Source organism: Bradyrhizobium sp. 199, assembly GCF_023073355.1.
Classification (GTDB): domain Bacteria; phylum Pseudomonadota; class Alphaproteobacteria; order Rhizobiales; family Xanthobacteraceae; genus Bradyrhizobium.
The window spans coordinates 240866-261038 of sequence record NZ_JADPJI010000006.1; the positions used below are offsets into that span (position 1 = coordinate 240866).

Annotated in this window: 17 protein-coding genes and 1 pseudogene; 8 read left to right on the forward strand and 10 right to left on the reverse strand. The window is 63.7% G+C overall.

What is annotated here, in order from left to right:
* Nucleotides 1–153 precede the first annotated feature (153 nt).
* The 5 genes from IVB28_RS21550 to IVB28_RS21570 form a co-directional block, all read right to left on the reverse strand.
* Nucleotides 154–1767, reverse strand: coding sequence for a benzoate-CoA ligase family protein (locus IVB28_RS21550; protein WP_247528873.1), 1614 nt, complete (start codon nt 1765–1767; stop codon nt 154–156).
* A complete protein-coding gene (locus tag IVB28_RS21555; RefSeq protein ID WP_247528874.1) occupies nt 1764–2903 on the reverse strand; it encodes an FAD-dependent monooxygenase in 1140 nt (379 codons plus the stop codon). The genes IVB28_RS21550 and IVB28_RS21555 overlap by 4 nt, the downstream gene beginning before the upstream one ends.
* Before the next feature lie 192 nt (nt 2904–3095).
* Nucleotides 3096–3311, reverse strand: a complete 216-nt coding sequence (locus IVB28_RS21560) for a hypothetical protein (RefSeq protein ID WP_247528875.1) — start codon at nt 3309–3311, stop codon at nt 3096–3098.
* A 118-nt stretch (nt 3312–3429) separates the two neighbouring features.
* Entirely contained in the window at nt 3430–4260 is an 831-nt protein-coding gene (locus IVB28_RS21565; protein WP_247528876.1) for a cysteine rich repeat-containing protein, read from the reverse strand.
* 156 nt (nt 4261–4416) lie between these two features.
* Nucleotides 4417–5418: an NADP-dependent oxidoreductase gene (locus IVB28_RS21570; protein ID WP_247528877.1), complete on the reverse strand. Its 1002-nt coding sequence runs from the start codon at nt 5416–5418 to the stop codon at nt 4417–4419.
* Nucleotides 5419–5629: 211 nt separating this feature from the next.
* Here IVB28_RS21570 and IVB28_RS21575 point away from each other — a divergent pair, with 211 nt between their 5' ends.
* Entirely contained in the window at nt 5630–6928 is a 1299-nt protein-coding gene (locus IVB28_RS21575) for a dicarboxylate/amino acid:cation symporter (protein WP_247528879.1), read from the forward strand.
* Between the two features lie 9 nt (nt 6929–6937).
* Nucleotides 6938–7891, forward strand: coding sequence for an amino acid ABC transporter substrate-binding protein (locus IVB28_RS21580; protein WP_247528880.1), 954 nt, complete (start codon nt 6938–6940; stop codon nt 7889–7891).
* Nucleotides 7892–7970: 79 nt separating this feature from the next.
* On the opposite strand, the gene IVB28_RS21585 is transcribed toward IVB28_RS21580, so the two are convergent.
* Complete coding sequence (locus IVB28_RS21585) at nt 7971–8771, reverse strand: RimK-like protein (RefSeq protein WP_247528881.1); 801 nt, start codon at nt 8769–8771, stop codon at nt 7971–7973.
* A gap of 368 nt (nt 8772–9139) precedes the next feature.
* Between IVB28_RS21585 and IVB28_RS21590 the strand changes: the two genes are divergently transcribed.
* From IVB28_RS21590 to IVB28_RS21600, 3 genes are all read left to right on the forward strand, one after another.
* Nucleotides 9140–9913, forward strand: coding sequence for a ferredoxin--NADP reductase (locus IVB28_RS21590; protein ID WP_247528882.1), 774 nt, complete (start codon nt 9140–9142; stop codon nt 9911–9913).
* A 426-nt stretch (nt 9914–10339) separates the two neighbouring features.
* On the forward strand, nt 10340–12043 hold the full coding sequence (locus IVB28_RS21595; protein WP_247528883.1) for an FMN-binding glutamate synthase family protein: 1704 nt from the start codon (nt 10340–10342) through the stop codon (nt 12041–12043).
* Between the two features lie 96 nt (nt 12044–12139).
* Nucleotides 12140–12382, forward strand: a complete 243-nt coding sequence (locus tag IVB28_RS21600) for a PilZ domain-containing protein (RefSeq protein ID WP_247528884.1) — start codon at nt 12140–12142, stop codon at nt 12380–12382.
* Nucleotides 12383–12464: 82 nt separating this feature from the next.
* Here IVB28_RS21600 and IVB28_RS21605 read toward each other — a convergent pair whose 3' ends face one another.
* On the reverse strand, nt 12465–13760 hold the full coding sequence (locus tag IVB28_RS21605) for a hemolysin family protein (RefSeq protein ID WP_247528885.1): 1296 nt from the start codon (nt 13758–13760) through the stop codon (nt 12465–12467).
* Nucleotides 13761–14031: 271 nt separating this feature from the next.
* On the opposite strand from IVB28_RS21605, the pseudogene IVB28_RS21610 reads away from it, so the two are divergent.
* Nucleotides 14032–14460: pseudogene (locus IVB28_RS21610) on the forward strand (methyl-accepting chemotaxis protein); the annotation flags it as partial.
* Between the two features lie 116 nt (nt 14461–14576).
* Entirely contained in the window at nt 14577–15308 is a 732-nt protein-coding gene (locus IVB28_RS21615) for a sulfite exporter TauE/SafE family protein (RefSeq protein WP_247528886.1), read from the forward strand.
* Nucleotides 15309–15315: 7 nt separating this feature from the next.
* Here IVB28_RS21615 and IVB28_RS21620 read toward each other — a convergent pair whose 3' ends face one another.
* From IVB28_RS21620 to IVB28_RS21630, 3 genes are all read right to left on the reverse strand, one after another.
* On the reverse strand, nt 15316–17283 hold the full coding sequence (locus IVB28_RS21620) for a carbohydrate porin (RefSeq protein WP_247528887.1): 1968 nt from the start codon (nt 17281–17283) through the stop codon (nt 15316–15318).
* A gap of 397 nt (nt 17284–17680) precedes the next feature.
* Nucleotides 17681–17944, reverse strand: coding sequence for a hypothetical protein (locus IVB28_RS21625; RefSeq protein ID WP_247528889.1), 264 nt, complete (start codon nt 17942–17944; stop codon nt 17681–17683).
* Between the two features lie 140 nt (nt 17945–18084).
* Entirely contained in the window at nt 18085–18891 is an 807-nt protein-coding gene (locus IVB28_RS21630) for a creatininase family protein (RefSeq protein ID WP_247528891.1), read from the reverse strand.
* A 152-nt stretch (nt 18892–19043) separates the two neighbouring features.
* Here IVB28_RS21630 and IVB28_RS21635 point away from each other — a divergent pair, with 152 nt between their 5' ends.
* Nucleotides 19044–20066, forward strand: a complete 1023-nt coding sequence (locus IVB28_RS21635) for an ABC transporter substrate-binding protein (protein WP_247528892.1) — start codon at nt 19044–19046, stop codon at nt 20064–20066.
* The last annotated feature ends 107 nt before the right edge of the window (nt 20067–20173 follow it).

Here is a 20173-nt window from a genome sequence, read left to right on the forward strand (position 1 = left end):
GGCGACGTTGGCGCCTCACGCTCGTATTCGTAGGTTGGCAATGGCGCCCTTGCGCCGTGCCCACGACTTCCCGTGATCTTGAAAGTTGGTGGGCACGGCGCTGCGCGCCTTTGCCCACCCTACGACGGCCGCGCGTGGACCCGCACCTGTTCCTCACATCCTGAGTAGCGCCTGCCGGTCGATCTTCCCCGTGCCCGTCTTCGGCAACTCGTCGATGAAGATCACTTCGCGCGGATATTTGTAGGGCAGCAGCTTGCCCTTTACATAGTCCTGCAGCCGCCGCCTCGCGTCACCCTGGTTAACCGTGCGGCTGTTCATCACCACCACCGCCTTCAGCGTCATGCGGCGATCGGGCAGCTCGGCGGCGAATACCGCGCATTCGCGGATATCGGGATGGTCGGCGAGGCAGAGCTCGACCTCGAGCGGGTAGACCCACTGTCCCGAGATCTTGATGAGATCATCGGCGCGGCCGCGGAAGAAGTGGAAGCCGTCGGCATCGCGGATGAAACGATCGCCGGTGTAGATCCACCCCTCCGCGCGGATCGTCTCGGCGGATTTGTCCGGCCGGTTCCAGTACAGCGGCGTATTGGAATCGCCCCGGACCCACAAAATGCCTTCCTCGTTGTCGCCGACGTCGCGGCCGTCCTTGTCGCGAAGCGCGAGTTCGTAGCCGGGCACGCGCAGGCCGGCGGCGCCGAGCTTCTTCTGCTCGGGCCGGTTGGACAGATAGATGTGCAGCACCTCGGTCGAGCCGAGGCCTTCGACGATCTCGAGGCCGGTGAGCGTCTTCCAGCCGTTGAAGACTTCGGCCGAGAGCACCTCGGCCGCGGAGAGCGACATGCGCAGCGACGAGAAATCCGTCAGTTGCGCGCCCTCGGCCTTGGTCAGCGAGGTGTAGAGCGTCGGCAGGCCGAAGAACACCGTGGGCCTGTGCTGCTCGATTGCCGCAAAGATCGATGCGGGTTTCGGCTGGCCCGGCAGCAGCAGCGTTGCCGCACCGGCTGAGAACGGGAAGGTGACGGAGTTGCCAAAGCCATAGGCGAAGAAAATCTTGGGCACCGAAAAGCAGATGTCGTCAGGCGTCAGCTTCAATACGTTCTGCGCAAAGGCCGCCTCGCTATAGGCCATGTCGTGCTGGAGATGCACGATGCCCTTGGGCCGACCGGTGGAGCCGGAGGAATACATCCAGAACGCCATCTCGTTGCGATGGGTGTCCGCTCCCGCCAGCTCGGCCGGGAATTGCGCGAGCCACCCTGCGGCGGAGATCGCCGCAGGCGCGGCATGATCGCCCGCCGCTCCGTTGACGACGATCAGCGTGCGCAGGCCCGTCTCCTTGCAAGCCTCCGCATTGAAGCGCGCCGCGAACTCGGCATCCGCCACCGCGACCGCCGCGCCGGAATCGGCGAGATAGAATTGCAGGAGATCCGGCGGCGTCAGCGTATTGATCAGGAGCGGCACGAAGCCGGCGCGCACCGCGCCGAAGAACGCGGCCGGGTAGGCCGGGGTGTCGTCGAGGAACAACAGCACGCGGTCGCCGCGCTTGAGGCCCAGCGATACAAAGCCGTTGCCCCAGCGGCAAGCCTCCGCGCAGAGCTCGGCATAGGTCCGCGTACCTGCCGGGCCCAAGAGCGCAAGCTTGTCGCCATGGCCTTTGGCGAGATTGTCGAACAGCACGCGGCTGGCGTTGTAGATGTCAGGAACGGCAAAGCCGATCTCGCGTGCCCCCTCGCTGCCCATGGGCACCTGGTCGCGAATTTCGTTGCTCATGCCTCGTCTCCGCCGTTCTTGGCCGCCTCGTAACGGGCCATGAAGGCCGGCGACATCGTGCGCAGCCGGGAATCGTCGATACGGCCGGAGCGCGTGATGTAGCTGTAGGCGAAGTCCATCAGGTCGAGCTGCATGTGCTGGGCAAAGTGCTCGTACCAGAACGCCGACGTGCGGGCGGCATTGACGAGCTTCTGCACCACCGGTTTTCGCGCGGCCTGGTAGCGATGGAGAGCGGTGGCAAGATGCGCATCCGATTCCAGCGCCTTGACCAATGCAATGGCGTCCTCGATCGCAAGCCGCGTGCCCGAACCGATGGAGAAGTGCGCGGAGTGCAGGGCATCGCCGAGCAGCACCATGTTCTTGAACGACCAACGCTCGTTCCAGACCCAGGGAAAGTTGCGCCAGACCGATTTATTGGAGACCAGGCAATGGCCGCCAAGCGTATCCGCGAACACCTCTTCGCAGACGCCCTTGGACTGTTCGACGTCCTTGTAGGCGAATCCGTAGGCCTGCCAGGTTGCGTGGTCGCATTCGACCAGGAAGGTGCTCATGGCCGGCGAGTAGCGGTAGTGATGGGCGTTGAAGGCGCCGCGGTCGGTCTTCACGAAGGTCTGCGACAGCGTATCGAATCGCTTCGAGGTGCCGTACCAGACGAACTTGTTGGAGGAGTAGGACTGCGAGGTGCCGAAATCGCCCTCATAGGCGCGGCGCACCAGCGAATTCAGTCCGTCGGCGGCGACGATCAGATCGTGCCCATTGAGCTGGTCGATGGCGTGGATCGGCGTATCGAAGCGCGGCGTGACACCGACGCCGAGCGCGCGCTGCTGCAGAAACCTCAGGAGCTCGAGCCGCCCGATCGAGGAGAAGCCAACGCCGTCGATGGCGACGCTGTCGCCGCCGAGGTTCAGCGTGATGTTCTCCCAGCTCTCCATATGCGGCGCGATCGCGTCGACGGTTTCGGGGTCGTCGGCGCGCAGGAATTCCAGAGCCTGGTCGGAGAACACGACGCCAAAGCCCCAGGTCGCGTCGGCCGGGTTCTGTTCGAACAGGTCGACTTGATCCTCGGGGTGACGCTTCTTCCAGAGATAGGCGAAGTAGAGCCCACCGGGCCCCCCGCCAATCACGGCGATCCGCAACGTCTGCCTCCCTAATTGACAGTATACTTACTATCTAGGGGTAGCCTAATGTGCTCCGACGTCCTGCGCCAGCGGAATTATCAGCCAAGCGCGGGCGCGCCGAAGCCCATATTCGGACACACGTTCTACGCACGCCCAAACCGTCAGGTCCAAATCATAGCCAAACCGCGCCGACTTGGCTATCCGCCGCGTTCAGACGCAGCGCTTCACGTACACCCCGTTGACCAGCACCCGGGTACAGCGGACCACCGGAGCCGGCTTGCGGACAACGACGGCCGCGTTCGGGCCGACGCAACCGGCGCGATGGACCCCGCGGGCACACACCACCGCGTTGGCATCGGTGGCCTCGAACGTCATGGTCGCTCCGAAGGCGAGGAGTGCAGAAGCAGCGAGCAGCAATGAACGCATGTTGTCCTCCCGGCTTGTCGTGATTGAAATCGGATATCAGCAAAACATTTGTCGTTTCAGGCGTGCGCGAATTCATTTGCGCACGCCGCCGATCATCGACGCGCCAACGCGCGCGATCTCATCGCGCCGCGAACGGGGCGAGCACGTCCTTGCAGGCGGGCGATAGCGAGGCTGCCCTGTTGGAGATGCACTGAATGATACGGCCGCCGCCGGGCGCGACGCCGGCGCAGAGCGAACGGATGTCGGCGCCGCAGGCCGACCTCACGATGAACAGCTCTTCGCGTGGCAGCAAGGGGCGCAAAACGATCACGGCCGGTGTGGCCGTCGGCGCTGCCGCCATGGGTGCCGCACCCGCGGGCGCTGCCGTCGCTGCAACGCCTCCGCCGGTTGCGGCGCTCACAGCCTTCTCGCAGGCGGGCGAGACCTTGGCCTTGTTTTTCTCCAGGCATTCGAGCGCGGGGGCGCCGCCCGGCGGCACGCTGGCGCACACCTTGGGATAGTCGGCCCGGCATGCGCTTTTGACGGCGGAAACCTGCGCGCTGCTGGGTTGCTTGGCGGGAGCGGCCGGCTTTGCAGCGGGGGCGCTCTCGGCATTCGACGTAGCAGGGGCCGCCTCCGCCTTGGGAGGGGCCTCCTTCGGCGCAGCTTCAGTCTTCGGCGCGGCGGGAGCAGCTTCGGTCTTCGGAGCCGCAGCGGGCTCGACGGCGCGCACCGCAGTTTGGCATCCTCCCGAAAGGCTCGACATGTTCTTCTTCAGGCATTGATACGCTTCGACGCCGCCCGGCGTGACGCTCGCGCAGTGCGCCATGAAGTCCGATCGGCATGCGGACCGGATCGCGCCCTTCTGCGCCTCGCTCGGCGCTTGCGCGAATGCGCCTGCTGCAGTTGCGAACAGCGCCGCCGCAAGCAATGCCGTGCGCGTTGAGACCTGTTTCACGGTGTTGAACATCTGGATGAATTCCTACCCTATCCGTAATTTTTGGCGATCAATCAAAGTCGCGCAATCGCAGTCGTCGCGAGTGATGCCTCGCGAGCGATATCATTGGCCGCTTCGACTGCTACCGCAACTAGATTATGTCTGCGCCGATACGATGTGCCGACGTCGTCAGAGCTTGACCATGCGCTTGCCGCGGTTCTCGCCCGCGAGCAATCCAATCAGTGCCTTTGGCGTGTTCTCCAATCCGTCGATGACGTCTTCCTGCACCTTCAGCTTGCCGGATTTCACCCAGGTCTGGAGGTCGGCGAGCGCGCGCGGGCTTTCCTTCATGTAATCCATCACGATGAAGCCCTGCACGACGAGCCGCTTCACCACGATCAGTCCCGGCACGCCGCGCGGTCCATGTGCTGCGGGCGCGCCGTCATATTGCGAGATCGCGCCGCAGCAGGCGATGCGGCCGTAATTGTTCATCTGCGGCAGGCAGGCTTCGAGAATGTCGCCGCCGACATTGTCGAAATAGACGTCGATGCCCTTGGGCGCAGCAGCGCGGAGCGCCTTGAACACCGCGCCGTCCTTGTAGTCCACGGCGGCATCGAAGCCGAGCTCGGAGGTCAGCCAGTTGCATTTGTCCGCGCCGCCGGCAATGCCGATCACGCGGCATCCTTTGATCTTGGCGATCTGCCCGACGATCGAGCCGACCGAGCCCGCGGCCGCAGAGACCACGACCGTCTCGCCTTCTTTCGGCTTGCCGATCTCCAGCAGACCGAAATAGGCGGTGAGACCGGCGATGCCGAACACGCTGAGCAAATGCGTCATCGGCTCGAGCTTCGGCATCTTGGTGAGGTGCTTTGCGGCCACCGCGGCAAATTCCTGCCAACCGGTGTCGCCGAACACGATGTCGCCGGGCGCAAGCCCCTCGTCGCTGGAGCTGATGACCTCGGCAATGGCGCCCCCGGCCATCACGCTGTTGGCCTCGACGGCGGAGCGGTAGGTGGCGCCGTGCATCCAGGCGCGATTGGCGGCATCGAGTGAAATGTATCGCACGCGCAGCAGCGCCTCGCCGTCTTTCGGCTCCGGCACTGCACCGTCCACCATCTTGAAATGCTCGGGGCCGAGCTTGCCGCTGGGTTTCTCCACCAGAAGAATCTGGCGATTGATGTTGCCGCTCATGGCGTTTCCCTCTTGGATTGTTTGACGATTGTTGATGCAGTCGCCGCAAATAAAACGTGCAAGCTGCATTCGTTGTGCACTGCATGAAGGCTAGATCGCCGCGTTCCATTTCACAATGGGAACATCCTGAAAACGCGACCACACGCAAAGCGTGTTGCGTCGTTGCGATATCTGCGACATCATGAAGCGCCGGTGTCCTTGGGGGTAAGCGATGTCGAACAGGTTCACGCAATACATTCTGGCGGCGATGGTGCTCGGCATCATCATGGGGTCGGCGATCTACAATTTCCTGCCCGACACGCGCGCGGACTGGGCGTCCTCCATCAACCTGATCGCCATGATGTTCCTGCGCCTGATCAAGATGATCATCGCGCCGCTGGTGTTCGCGACCTTGGTCGGTGGCATCGCCCATATGGGCTCGGGCTCCAAGCTCGGCCGCATCTTCGCCAAGACCATGGGCTGGTTCGTCAGCGCCTCCTTCATCTCGCTGCTGCTCGGCCTCGTGATGGTGAATCTGCTGCAGCCCGGCGCGAACTTCCCGGGCACGCTGCCCCAGGCGGGGCAATCGACCGGTCTGCCGGTCTCGGCCTTCTCGATCGAGAAATTCCTGACCCATCTGATCCCGACTTCGATCGCGGATGCGATGGCGCAGAACGAGATCCTCCAGATCGTGATCTTCGCCGTGTTCTTCTCCGTGGCAATGGGCGCAATGCCCGAGCGCTCCAAGCCGATCCTGGCGCTGATCGACGACATCGGCCACATCATGCTGAAGGTGACGAGCTATGTGATGCTGTTCGCGCCGCTCGCGGTGTGGGCCGCCATCACCGCGACGGTCGCCAAGAACGGCCTGCTGGTGCTTTGGAAGCTCGTCGTCTTCATGGGCGGCTTCTATCTCTCGCTGGCGATCCTGTGGACGATCCTGGTCATCGTCGGCTTCGTCGTGATCGGGCCACGGTACAGCCATCTGCTAAAGCTGGTCCGCGAACCGCTGATGATCGCGTTCTCGACCGCGAGCTCGGAGGCGGCCTATCCGAAGACCCTGGAGGCGCTCAACCGCTTCGGCGCCTCGTCGCGGATCTCGAGCTTCGTGCTGCCGCTCGGCTATTCCTTCAATCTCGACGGCACGATGATGTACTGCACCTTCGCGGCCGTCTTCATCGCGCAGAGCTATCACATAGACATGCCGCTCGGCACCCAGCTCGCGATGCTGGCAACGCTGATGATCACCTCGAAGGGCGTCGCCGGCGTGCCGCGAGCCTCCCTCGTCGTGATCGCCTCGACCTTGGCGCAGTTCAACATCCCCGAGGCGGGCCTGTTGATGATCATGGGCATCGACACCTTCCTCGACATGGGCCGCAGCGCCACCAACGTGATCGGTAACACGCTGGCGACCTCGGTCGTGGCCAAATGGGAGGGCGAGCTTGGGCCCGAGCACGCGCTCGGCCCCAGCGACGTCGTGCCTGACGGCATGGTGCCGGGCGAAGTGCCCGCGATGGCCGGCCATGGGTAGGAGTGAACCATGGGCCAGATATTGGCGAGGTCTCTGACCTCAAGCCGCCTGTGGCTGGCGGCCTCGTTGCTCGCCACCTCTTTGTTGGCGACCTCGTTGTTCGCGAGCTCGGCCCTCGCCCAGACCGGCGAAGGGCTGAGCCCGACGCTGTCGGCCATCAAGGCGGCGCACGCCGTGCGGCTCGGTTACCGTGAGAGCTCGCCGCCGTTCTCCTTCCTCGACCAGTCGGGCCGCCCGATCGGCTACAGCCTTGAGCTCTGCGAGGCCATCGTCGAGGAGATCGGCGTCGAGGTCGACGATCCCAACCTCAGGATCGACTACGTCAAGGTCACCTCGGACGACCGGATCGATGCCGTGCTCCAGAACAAGTTTGACCTGGAATGCGGCTCGACCACGGCCAATGCCGAGCGCGGCAAGCGCGTCGCCTTCTCGCCCCTGATGTTCGTCGCCGGCACCAAGCTGATGGTGCCGAAGGCGTCGAACGTCGCTGCGGTCACCGATCTCAAGGGCAGGACCGTGGTGGTGACCAAGGGCACCACCAACGAGCAGGCGATGCATGCGGCCGACAAGAAGTTCTCGCTCGGCCTCAACATCGTCACCGCGAGCGATCACGAGCAGTCGTACCAGATGCTCGCCGAGGGCAAGGCCGACGCGTTCGCCACCGACGACATCCTGCTCTCCGGCCTGATCGCGCGCCACAAGGCGCAGGACAAGTTTCGCGTCACCGGCGATTACCTGTCCTACGATCCCTACGGCATCATGTTCAGGAAAGGCGAGCCGCAATTGTCCGCATTGGTCGAACGTGCCTTCCGCAAGCTCGGCTCCAATCGCGACCTCGTCCCGCTCTACAACAAATGGTTCACCGCGAGGCTCCCCACCGGCGAACGTCTGAACGTGCCGATCTCGCCGCAGCTGGAAGAGGCGTTCAAGGCGATGGACGATTCCGCTGGGGCGAGTAATTGAGTGGGGGTCTTTGTTACCCTCCCCTGGAGGGCCCCTGGAGGGCCCCTGGAGGGGGAGGGTGGAAGCAGTCCCGTAGCTGCTATCCTTCCCCGAACACCCGATCCAGCGCCGCGTCATACGTCGCCTGCACCAGTTCCGGATGCAGCTTGCCAAGCGCCTCCATCATCACGCCGGAATTGATTTCCAGCACGCGCCACTTGCCACCGACGCGCACCAAATCAATTGACGCGAAGACGATGCCGATGGCGTTTGCGGCATCGGCCGCGAGCTTCACGCAAGCCGCGCGAACCTCGCCATCGGCTAGCAACACCGGCTTTGCGCCGGCGTCGAGATTGTGCCGCCAATCTTTGCCGCGCTGCTTGATGTAGACCACGAGCGGCAGATCATCGAGCAGCACGACACGGACCTCGTCCTCGATCGCCAGATAGGGCGAGATCACGAGTCCGGCGCTCATCGCGAAAACGTCGCTGACCGCGTGGTCGAGTTCCGCCTCGGTCGTCACCTTGAACACCGAGCGTCCCGATGTCCCTTCATTCGGCTTCACCACCACGCCTTGCGGATGGTCGGCAAGCAGCTCGAGCATCGCGTCGCGCCAGCTGGGGCCAACAACGTTCTTGCCGAGCTTCGGGTTGAGGAAGCGGTGGTGGGGAACGCACGGCACGCCGTCCAGCGCCAGCACTTCGGCGGTCGCCGATTTGTCATTAGCGAGGCGGTGCGCGATGGCGCCGTTGAGGCCGATGTCGTAGCCGAAAGCGAAATGGCGCGTTCGGCCCCGGCGCATCGCGATCAGCCAGCCGCCGGCGCGGACATCGACGGCGACGCCGTGGCCCGCGCAATAGCGCCTGATCGCCTGAACGAAGAGCCGCTCGCCGCTTGCCATCTCTGTTGTTCCTGTCGCCGAAAGCCGCAAAACGCGGGCAATAGCTCCAATCGCGCGGAAAATCAGAGCTATTCTTCATGAAATTCTCGCGAGCGCGATGGAATTAAGTGCTGCAATTGCGCCTCGCAGGGAAAAGAAATTGCCCTCGCTGCATGCCAGACAGCAGATTCATTAATGATGCGGCCAATTGCGCCGCAAATGCCGATTTGACCGGCATCAATTGCATCCGAAACGAGGTTGATTATTGGTCCCGATGGCGTAGATCACACACGCGAAATCCTCCGCCATGGCAATGGTGTCCGCCCCGATTTCAGGGCCGGGCAATGCTGTTGCCCGAAAAACCTCAATTATTCGGAATAGCGAAAATCATGAGCGCGTTTTACCGAGAGAAGGTTCTTTCCGTTCAGCACTGGACCGACACGCTGTTCAGCTTCCGGGCCACGCGCGATACCGGCTTCCGCTTTCAGAACGGCCAGTTCGCCATGATCGGCCTCGAGATCGACGGCCGTCCGCTGCTGCGCGCCTACAGCATGGCGAGCGCCAACCACGAGGAAGAACTCGAGTTCTTCTCGATCAAGGTGCAGGACGGCCCGCTGACCTCGCGCCTGCAGAAGATCAAGGAAGGCGACACCATCCTGGTCGGCCGCAAGGCGACCGGCACGTTGATCACCGACAATCTCCTTCCCGGCAAGCGGCTGATGCTGCTGTCGACCGGGACGGGCCTTGCGCCGTTCGCGAGCCTGATCAAGGACCCGGAGGTCTATGACCAGTTCGAATCCATCGTGCTGGTGCACGGCTGCCGCCAGGTCTCCGAGCTCGCCTACGGCGAGAAGCTCGTGGCTTCCTTGCGCGAGGATGAGCTGTTCGGCGAGCTGCTCGCCGACAAGCTGATTTACTACCCGACCGTGACCCGCGAGCCGTTCAGGAATCGCGGCCGCATCACCGACCTCATCAACTCCGCGCAGATCTTCAACGACATCGGGCAGTCGCCGCTCGACATCGCCACCGACCGCATCATGATGTGCGGCAGCCCGGCGATGCTGGAAGAGCTGAAGGTGATGTTCGAAGGCCGCGACTTCATCGAGGGAAGCGGCAACAAGCCCGGCCATTTCGTGATCGAGAAGGCCTTCGTCGAGCGGTAAGCGCCGCTCGCAGCGGTCAATTCAGCTGTCGTCCCGGACAAGCGTAAAAGCGCGCGCCGATCCGGGACCCCAGCGCGAGCGCTTGCGCTCGTCGCCCTAACCACAGGCCGTGGTTATGCGACGTTTCGGAGTGACAGCTTCGCCAGTCCCCAAATCCTGTTGTTATGGATCCCGGGTCTGCGCTGAGGCTTGCCCGGGACGACTGCCTTGGAAGCACGTGGGCACCTCGCTGCCGACCGATCGCGGTGTTCGCTCAGGATCGGCTCATCCTCCCGCCCCCCGCCCCTTTGCTGCACCGCACCCCGCCCATCGGACTGATTGATTTGTCTCGGCCAAATTCGCTAGCCTGAAACAAGGGCTGCGTCATATCCGTATGACAGGCGAGGGCGTATCGTACCGCCTCATGCTGGCGAGAGGATCGGAATCGTGGCCGACGACACCAAGACGCAGGAATCCTCCCAACACCCGTCCCCCAAACGGCTGCCGCTGGCCGAGGAGGGAATCATGGAAACCCTGCTGCTGCCATTCTCGCCGCGCTTCATCGTGCTGACGATCTGCGCGGTCGTCACCGCGCTCCTGATCGGCATCGGCATCGTCGACCGCAAGATCTTCGACATCCTGCTGGTCCCGATCCTGATTTTCGGCGCACTGACGCTGCTCGGCGCCCGCGATCTCATGCAGAAGAGCCACGCGGTGCTGCGCAACTATCCGATTTCGGCGCATATCCGCTTCCTGCTCGAAGAGATACGCCCCGAGATGCGGCAATATTTTTTCGAGAGCGAGAAGGATGGCATGCCGTTCTCGCGCGACATCCGCGCCGTGGTCTATCAGCGCGCCAAGATGGAGCTCGACAAGCGTCCGTTCGGCACCCAGGAGGACGTCTACCGCCAGGGCTACGAGTGGATGCATCACTCGGTCTCGCCGAAGAAGCATGCGGAGGAGAAGTTCCGCATCGGCATCGGCGGCCCCGACTGCAAGAAGCCGTATTCGGCCTCGGTGTTCAACATCTCCGCGATGAGCTTTGGCGCGCTCAGCCCCAACGCCGTGCGGGCACTCAATGCCGGCGCAAAGAAGGGCGGCTTCGCGCACGACACCGGCGAGGGCGGCGTCAGCCCCTATCACCGCGAGATGGGCGGCGACATCATCTGGGAAATCGGCTCCGGCTATTTCGGCTGCCGTCATCTCGACGGCAGCTTCGATCCCGAAGCGTTCGCGCGCGTTGCCGGCGACGACCAGATCAAGATGGTCGAGCTCAAGGTCAGCCAGGGCGCCAAGCCCGGCCATGGCGGCGTGTTGCCGGCCGCAAAAGTCTCGGAGGAGATCTCCAAGATTCGCGGCGTCGCGATGGGTGAGGACTGCATCTCGCCAGCCTCGCACCGCGCCTTCTCGACGCCGGTCGGCATGATGCAGTTCATCGCCGAGATGCGCCGCCTCTCCGGCGGCAAGCCGGCCGGCTTCAAACTGTGCATCGGCCATCCCTGGGAATTCCTGGCGATCTGCAAGGCGATGCTTCAGACCGGCATCTATCCTGATTTCATTGTCGTCGACGGCAATGAAGGCGGCACCGGCGCGGCGCCGCTGGAGTTCATGGACCATCTGGGCATGCCGATGCGCGAGGGCGTCAATTTCGTCCACAACGCGCTGATCGGCATCAATGCGCGCGACCGCATCAAGATCGGCGCCTCCGGCAAGATCGCAACCGCCTTCGACATGGCGCGGGCGATGGCGATCGGCGCTGACTATTGCAACTCGGCGCGCGGCTTCATGTTCTCGCTCGGCTGCATCCAGTCGCTGAGCTGCCACACCGACCGCTGTCCGACAGGGGTGGCGACGCAGGACCCGACGCGTGCACGTGCGCTCTACGTGCCGCTGAAGATCGACCGCGTGCACAATTATCACCACGCGACGCTGCATTCGCTGACCGAGCTGATCGCCGCCGCCGGCCTCGAGCATCCGCAGCAGCTGCGCCCGATCCATTTCAGCCAACGGACGTCGACGACCCAGGTGCAATCCTTCGCGCAGCTCTATCCGCTCCTGCGCCCGGGCGAGCTGCTTGAAGGCACCGAAGACCCGCGCTTCCGCGACGCCTGGCGGATGGCCCAGGCCGACACGTTCCACCCGGCGCTGTGACCGTCGCCCCGGCCGGCAGGGCGGCTGGCCCCGGCGGGTAAATTCTCCGCGGCGGGCGTTCAACGCTTCATTCAACTTTGGGTGTAGATTGTACCCATGGACGACGAACGACGCGACAAGGCAAGGCATCGCGTGCTGAAGGCCGGAACGATCGAGTTCGGCGGCGGCGCGATCGACTGCACCGTCCGCAACCTGTCCGACACCGGCGCCGCGCTCGACGTCACCAGCCCGGTCGGCATCCCCGATCATTTCACCCTGTTCCTCCAGGCCGACGGAACGCATCGGTCCTGTACTGTGGTCTGGCGCAAGGAGAAGCGGATCGGGGTGAAGTTCGGGTGAGGGCTGTGGCCCTTACTGCATATTCAGCCGTTATATCGAGCTGCGCTTGTACGGCACGACAGCTCAGGGTTTGCGCCGCCGCTCACCCCGTCTCGACCTCGCTCAACCGGCTCGCCAATATTTTGTCGATGCGTCGTCCATCGAGATCGATCACCTCGATATGCCAGCCGCCGAAGTCGAAGGCATCGCCGGTGTCAGGCAGCGCGCTGAATTGTTGCAGCACGAGGCCCGCCACCGTGTTGTAGCGGTGCGGCGGCAATTCGACGCCGAGCAACTCGCCGAATTCATCGACCGGCATCCAGCCGGAGATCAGGAACGAATCGTCTGCGCGCCTGACATAGGCCGGCTCCGGCGGTCCCGCTTCCGAATGGAAGGCGCCGACGATCGATTCGAGGATGTCGGCGGACGTCACCATGCCTTCGAAGCCACCGTATTCGTCATAGACGAAGCCGATGTGAACCGGAGCAGTTTTCAGGATCGTCAGCACGTCGCGCGCGTCTGCCGACGCCGGGATGCCGGGCGCCTCGCGCACGAGCGCGCGCAGGTCCGGCGTGCGCTCGTTCATATAGGCGACCAGCAGGTCCTTGGCCTGGAGCACGCCGATCGGCTTGTCCCGGTCGCCATCGGAGACCGGAAAGCGCGAGTGCGGGCTCTTGGCGATGATCTGCTGGATGGCGGCCAGATCGTCGTTCAGGTCGATCTCGTCGACCTCCGTGCGCGGCGTCATGACCGCGCCAACCGGCCGGTCGCCGAGCCGCATCACGCCGGCGATCATCTCCTTTTCGCCAGGCTCGAGCACGCCGGCGCTCTCGGCCTCGCTGACGAGGTGATGGATCTCGTCCTCCGAGACCTTCTCCCCCGACTTGCCGCCGCGGCCGAGCAAAGTGAGGATCAGCCTGCCGGAGAGGTCGAGCAGGAAGACCAGCGGCAGCGAGACCCTCGCAAGCACGTGCATGGCCGGCGCAACCCTCACCGCGATGCTTTCGGGGTCGCGCAGCGCCACCTGTTTCGGTACCAACTCGCCGACGATCAGGGTGGCGTAGGTGATGAGCGTGACGACCATGCCGACGCCGACGATGTCGGCAATGCCAGGGGACAGGCCGAACTCAAGCAGCCACTGCGTCAGCCGTTGTCCGAGCGTCGCGCCCGAGAATGCGCCGGAGAGCACCCCGACCAGCGTGATGCCGATCTGCACTGTCGAGAGGAATTTGCCGGGATCGGCCGCCAGAATCAGCGCCCGCTCGGCGCCGCGGATGCCCTTGGCAGCGAGCAGCGACAGGCGGGCCGGGCGGGACGAAACCACGGCCAGCTCGGACATGGAGAGCAGGCCGTTGATGACGATCAGGACGACGACGATGGCGAGTTCGACCGAGAGCATTGACCTTCCGAGGTAAGTGAGTGTGTCCGGATGGACGGCACGTGCCTTGATATAGGTATTTGGCGAGGTAATGCCGTCAATTTTACTGCACTTGACGGCCGCGGGAACCACGTGGCCGAAGGGCCATTCCGGCAAGCTCGCGCGAGCGCCAGTGGAATTGCGGGATTCCTTGTTTAACGGCCCTTAGTGAGCGGTGGCTAGGTTTTCGACATTTTAGAAATGTATTCGGGGACCCAAGATGCGGATCGGGAAGCTTTTCGCGCTGTCGATGCGCGCCGGCGAGGCCGGGCGCGGCTTTGCGGTGGTGGCTTCCGAGGTCAAGGCGCTCGCCGAACAGGCCGCCAAGGCCACCGGCGAGACCAGCCAGCATATCTCGGGAATCCAGACCGCGACGGAAGAGTCCGTCGGCGTCATCAAGGCGATCGGCGACACCATCTCCCGCATGTCGGAGATTGCGTCCGCCATCGCGGCGGCGGTCGAGGAGCAGGGCGCGGCGACGCGCGAGATTTCCCGCAACGTGCAGCAGGCGCCGCGCGGCACCCAGCAGGTCTCCGCCAGCATCGTCGACGTGCAGCGCGGTGCAACCCAGACCGGATCGGCATCTTCCAACGTGCTCGCGTCCGCCAAATCACTGTCCGGCGAGAGCAGCCGTCTCAAGGGCGAGGTCGGAAAACTTCTCGACGCGATCCGCACGGCGTAACAAGGTCATTGTGGACGGAGACCACTTCACCTAGGCTTTCAGCTCGGGGGTGTCGCAGCCTCCCCGTGAAGTGGTGATCCCACGCAAGCGCTGCTCGCTGTCGCATGGAGCGAGCAATGGACGGGATCACAATCGAACTTGCCCTTTTTCTGGTGGCCACCTTCGCCGGCGCATTCGTCGCCGGTCTCTCCGGCTTTGCCTTCGGCCTGGTCGCGGCATCGCTGTGGCTCTATGTGCTGACGCCGCTTCAGAGCGCCAGCTTGATCATCGGCTTTGGCCTTCTGGTGCAAGGCTATTCAGTCTGGAAGTTGCGCACGGCGCTCGACTGGCGCCGGCTGCGGCCGTTCATCGTCGGCGCCGTTCTTGGGGTGCCGGTTGGCGTATCGCTTCTGACATGGGCGCACCCGAAGAGCGTCCGCATCGCGGTTGGAATGGTCCTGATCGGCTACAGCCTCTATGCCTGGTTCCGGCCGCCGCTCAAGGTGACGACCGCCGCGTTGCCCGCCGTTGACGGGACTGTAGGTTTCCTCAACGGCCTGCTCGGCGGGCTGACCGGCCTTGCCGGCATCGTCATCACCATCTGGTGCAATCTGCGCGGCCTGCCAAAGGACGTCCAACGTGCGACCTTCCAGCCGGTCGCAGTCGTGGTGTTCGCCATGGCGGCGCTCTTGCTGGGTGCCAAGGGAGCGCTCACGCTCGAAACTGCAAAGCTCTTCGCGCTTGGTCTGCCGTTCCTGTTTGCCGGGACGTGGCTGGGGCTGAAACTGTTCGGCCGGATCGACGAGACCGCGTTCCGCCGGATCGTCCTTGCTCTGCTGTTCGTCTCCGGCCTCGCGCTGCTGTTCTGACCTGCAATCAGAACTCGCCGTGCAGCCGTCCTGAGAACACCGACACCGGACCGCGGTCGGCGTTGTAGGCGGGGTTGACGATCAGCTGGTAGTCGGCGGTGATCGTGAGATTCTTGTTCAGCGCATAGGCGTAATAGGTTTCGAGGATGCGCTCCTTGCGGTAGTTGAGCGCACCGTCGCCGACCAGCACGCCGAGGCCGCCGGCAGCAAGGAAGTCGCGGTAGTCCGAAATCGCGTTGATCGCGCCGCCGACGCCGACCACGTCGTCGGGCCGGCCCCATTTCGTGCCCTTGACCGAGAGGCCGCCCGACAGGCTGCGGTTGATGTCGGTGAAGGCGAGTGTCTCGTTCTTGCCGTCGTTCCAGCTCCAGCGTCCGAACAGTCCGACATCCTCGGTGATCGCCTGTTCGAGATTGACGACATAGCCGACCTTGATGCGGCCGCGCCGGGTCTGCGCGATGTCGAGATTGAGCGCGGGATTGTTCAGCGTCTCACGGAAGCTGCCCATGTTGGCGCTGTCGAGCCAGCCCATGGTCCTGAGCTTGCCGGGTTGGCCGAACAACGAGAAGCGCGTCTCGAGCTCCAGCACGTACTGGCCGCGCTCCCCGACCCTGGTGTCGAAATGATTCGAATTGGGCTCCGCGACCATCAGGAAATAGCCGCCGCGCAGCGCCCATTGCTTCTGGTTGAATTCGGCGGTGACACCGTAGGTGAGGCCGACTTTGTCGGCGGAATAGTCGAAAGCACCCGGCGCCCACAGCGACCAGTTCATGAAATCCTTGCGGGTGTCCTTGGCGTAGGCATTGCCGTCGAACACGTCGACCACCGCGAACTTGCCGGCCTGCACGGTGAGGCGGGACACGTCGACCTTCTGTCCCAGCTGCAGCTGCCCGCTCGCGAGCTCTTCCTGCTCGCCGCCAAATCCAAACGTCTGGCGCACGAACAGGCGCGAGGTGTTGTAATGCGGATAGGGGAAGTTCGACTTCTGCGCTTCGCCGTTCGGGAAGCCGGCAGCGCCGACAGTGTCGTTCAATCCGAATCCTTGCAGCAGTTCGGGATTGTAATAGACCTCGCCGCCGTCCCACAGCCGCGCGTTCAGGAACAGGCTGTTGCTCCAGGTCGCCTTGGCTTGCCGCGACGGCGAGAGCGAGTTCGGGCCGGTATAGAGCGCGGGGAACGACGGGTAGCCCTGCGGCAGATAGGTGCTCTGGCCGTGGATCTCCCAGCGATCCGATTCCGTGTCGATCAAAGAGCTCTTCGGGTCGTAGCTCGGCATGCCCGGCCAATCCACCTTGCGGTTGAGGCCGAGCCTGACCTGCTGGAAGTCGAGCGACGAGGAGGTGTATTGGGCGCCCGTGGAGAAGGCGACATTGGCGCCGTCGAAGCGGCTGTAGAGATATTCGAGCCGTGCGCTCCAATGCGGCGCGAAGCCGTATTCGATGCCGGCGCCCGCGACCCAGCCGGGCCGCGTGTTCAGGATCTTCGGGATTTCGGCGCCGGAGGCTGGCGTGTTGAAATAGCGCTCGCCCATCCAGGCAAAGCCGCCGGTGGCGTAGACCAGCCACGGACCGCTAGTGTAGCCGACGCGGCCGCGCACGCTCGCTGTGTAGTCCCATTGCTGCGTGAAGGTGTTGGCAGGCGTCGCCAGGAAGGACACGATCGAGTTGGAGGTGATGTAATTGGGAAACGAGAAATCGCCTTCGACACCGACCAGCCAGCCGGAGTTGAGCCGGTAATTGTAGCCGGCCTGGACGCCGCCGATCATGCCGCTGAAGATGCCACTGTCGCTCATGACGGTGCCGTCGTTCAGCGCGAAGTGCGACGAGCCGCGGCCATAGCCGGCATGCGCGCCGATATAGAGGCCGGTCCAGTCATAGACCGCTCGCAGCGCGGGGGCCTTCAGCGGCAGGTCTGCCGCGCTGCCTGTGACAGGAAGAGCCAGCACGCCCGTGGCAATCGCCGCGGCCGTTCGCAAGCACCGGTGTCTGTGACCTCTCAACGTCAAATCGCACGCCCCCAAAACACGAATGTGTCCCCGTTCGCCGCGCTATCCCTGCCGATTCGCGGCGACCCTGTCATCACGTCTTGGGTGCCGCCGCGACCGGGTAAGATGATCTCGGCTCGGTGCGACGTGGTCCCAGGTTCCTGAACCTGTTGCGAACCTTATTGCGATTAATTCGCAATAGCAACTGATGCGGATTGCCGCAGAGGATGGTTCGCAGCGCTGTGTGACGCGGCTGCAACAAATTTACAGGGCCAAAATGAATGACCCCGCCCGGGGGGACAGCCGGGCGGGGTCGGGGCACGACACGGGGTGGATGAGGCGCCCGTGTCGGACGCAGGATCCACGTGAGATCGGCCTCAGCTACAAATCAGAAGCAAGTACGAACGCGGCCGACGTACTGGCCGAAGGCGTTGTACTGGGCGGCCCAGCCGCAGCGGTGATAGCCGTTGTAATAAGGGTCGTTGCTGGCGGCGATCGCGGAGCCGACGACGGCGGCGGTGGCGATGCCGGCGCCGACACCCCAGACCCAACCGGGCTGCTTGGCTTCGGCCGAAGACGTGGTGGACACGATGCTGCCGGTGACGGCGAGGGCGGCGAGAGCGATGGCGGCAATCTTGGTCTTGATCGACATGTGAAACTCCATCCGGGGTTGAGGCGGTCCGTTGTGGCCCGCGTACCCAGTTTGACGGAGGCTCCTCCCGTCCGGTTCGAATGCGGCAAATCCGCTCCCGCGCTGACGCAGTTTCTCGAACAATTCCAAATGGATGTCGGCTAGCCGAGAGGCCCTTTGGCGAGCCTGTTCACGTCGAAGTTATCGACCTCGCTCAGAAGCTCGCAAAAAGCACGGGCACCTTGATCGATGAGTTGCTCGCCCTTCTCTGCGACGGCCAGCGTCGCGTTGCCGACTGCGCCGCTGGCGTTCAGATCCTGCGCCTGCCAGGCGAATGCTGCAGGCCGCTGCGTCGACAGCCAGCGATACTGCTTGTCCATCGCGATGCTGCTCGCGGGAAAATCCGCGATTTCATGCTTGCGCACCTGATCGGGATAGCGCGCCAACATGATCGAGGTCTCGATGGCGCCGCCATGAATACCGTGTCGCACTTCGTCGGCCGGGAACAATTTGTCGGCGCCCGACAGCCGCGACCAGGACGTCGTCACCACGAGCATTTTTTGATGCGCGCGCAAATCCTGCGCAATCAACATCATTGCCGCGCTGTTGCCGCCATGGCTGGTGATGATGACGAGCTTCTTCAGGCCGCGCCGCGCGATGTCCTCGCCGATCCCGGTCCATCGCTTCAGCGCGACGTCGGTCGGCAGCGTCTGCGTGTTGGGATAATCGATATGCTCGGTGGAAATCCCGATCGGCTCGACGGGCAGGAACGTCGCTGGAACGTTCTCCGGCAACAGCTCGCGCACCCGCGCCAGATAGGCGTCCGCGATCAGCACGTCGGTTGTCACAGGCAAATGCGGGCCGTGCTGCTCGGTCGCCGCCAGCGGCAGCACCGCGATCCAGCGCGACATCTCCGCGGGGGGCGCATCAGCCCAGCGGATCTCGGTCCAGTCGCGGGACGGCGTCATCAAGGTTTCTTTGCCCGAATTTGTCACGTAATTTGGGTAATCAGGGGATGCGGGTCCGGCCGGCTCGCGTCCCCTGATGTCATGCTATTTTATCGCGTTGTGTTCACATGAGCCAGACGCGATTGGCCGGAAGCGATCGACGGAGTGCTATTATGTCCCCCTTTCATCTGCGGCGAGCGCTTACGGCGGGCCTGATGGCCGCTTTCGTCTGCAGCGTCCCGGCGCGCGCCGAGACGCTGGACAAGGTCACCTTCGGCACCAACTGGGTCGCCGAGGCCGAGCATGGCGGCTTCTTCCAGGCCGTCGCCGACGGCACCTACAAAAAATACGGCCTCGACGTCACCATCGTCCCCGGCGGGCCCAATGAGAACAACCGGATGCTGCTGATCGCCGGCAAGATCGATTTCTTCATGGCCGCGAACACGCTGATGTCGTTCGATGCGGTCGCCAACAACGTCCCCGTCGTGACCATCGCCGCGATCTTCCAGAAGGATCCGCAGGTGATGCTGACGCAGCCGGATGCCAAGGTCGGCAAGATCGAGGACTTGAAGCCGCTGACGCTGTTCGTCTCCAAGGAGGGCATGGGCAGCTATTTCCAGTGGCTGAAGTCCGAATATGGCTTCAACGAGAAGAACGTCCGCCCCTATAATTTCAATCCGCAGCCTTTCATCGCCAATCCCAAGAGCGCCATGCAGGGCTACGTCACCTCCGAGCCCTTCGCGGTGGAGAAGGCCGCCGGCTTCAAGCCGAACGTGCTGCTGCTCGCCGATTACGGTTTCAACACCTATTCGACCCTGATCGAGACGCGCCGCGACGTCATCGAGAAGAAGCCGGATCTCGTCCAGCGTTTCGTCGATGCCTCCATGGTCGGCTGGTACAATTACATCTATCGCGACAATTCCGCCGGCAATGCCATGATCAAGAAGCTCAATCCGGAGATGACCGACGATCTGCTCGCCTATTCCGTCGCCAAGATGAAGGAGCACGGCATCGTCGATTCCGGCGACAGCTTGAAGAACGGCATCGGGGCGATGAGCGACGAGCGCTACGCCTCCTTCTTCAACAAGATGGTCAAGGCCGGCGTCGTGAAGTCGGATCTCGACTTCCGCAAATCCTACACGCTGCGCTTCGTCAACAAGGGCGTCGGCGCCGAGCTGCGCCCGAGCAAGCCGTAGCTGATGCGAAGATCCGGCACGGCGGCGCGGCTGGGGCCCACCTCTCCCGAAGGGAGAGGTCGCATCGCATCGACAGATGCGATGCGGGTGAGGGGTTACGCTCTCTC

Bases quoted from the DNA above. Each gene is read 5' to 3' on its own strand.
- IVB28_RS21565 (WP_247528876.1), bottom strand. From the start codon at position 4,260: ATGTTCAACACCGTGAAACAGGTCTCAACGCGCACGGCATTGCTTGCG.
- IVB28_RS21590 (WP_247528882.1), top strand. From the start codon at position 9,140: ATGAGCGCGTTTTACCGAGAGAAGGTTCTTTCCGTTCAGCACTGGACC.
- IVB28_RS21570 (WP_247528877.1), bottom strand. From the start codon at position 5,418: ATGAGCGGCAACATCAATCGCCAGATTCTTCTGGTGGAGAAACCCAGC.
- IVB28_RS21635 (WP_247528892.1), top strand. From the start codon at position 19,044: ATGTCCCCCTTTCATCTGCGGCGAGCGCTTACGGCGGGCCTGATGGCC.
- IVB28_RS21585 (WP_247528881.1), bottom strand. From the start codon at position 8,771: ATGGCAAGCGGCGAGCGGCTCTTCGTTCAGGCGATCAGGCGCTATTGC.
- IVB28_RS21605 (WP_247528885.1), bottom strand. From the start codon at position 13,760: ATGCTCTCGGTCGAACTCGCCATCGTCGTCGTCCTGATCGTCATCAAC.
- IVB28_RS21575 (WP_247528879.1), top strand. From the start codon at position 5,630: ATGTCGAACAGGTTCACGCAATACATTCTGGCGGCGATGGTGCTCGGC.
- IVB28_RS21560 (WP_247528875.1), bottom strand. From the start codon at position 3,311: ATGCGTTCATTGCTGCTCGCTGCTTCTGCACTCCTCGCCTTCGGAGCG.
- IVB28_RS21630 (WP_247528891.1), bottom strand. From the start codon at position 18,891: ATGACGCCGTCCCGCGACTGGACCGAGATCCGCTGGGCTGATGCGCCC.
- IVB28_RS21625 (WP_247528889.1), bottom strand. From the start codon at position 17,944: ATGTCGATCAAGACCAAGATTGCCGCCATCGCTCTCGCCGCCCTCGCC.
- IVB28_RS21600 (WP_247528884.1), top strand. From the start codon at position 12,140: ATGGACGACGAACGACGCGACAAGGCAAGGCATCGCGTGCTGAAGGCC.
- IVB28_RS21580 (WP_247528880.1), top strand. From the start codon at position 6,938: ATGGGCCAGATATTGGCGAGGTCTCTGACCTCAAGCCGCCTGTGGCTG.
- IVB28_RS21615 (WP_247528886.1), top strand. From the start codon at position 14,577: ATGGACGGGATCACAATCGAACTTGCCCTTTTTCTGGTGGCCACCTTC.
- IVB28_RS21550 (WP_247528873.1), bottom strand. From the start codon at position 1,767: ATGAGCAACGAAATTCGCGACCAGGTGCCCATGGGCAGCGAGGGGGCA.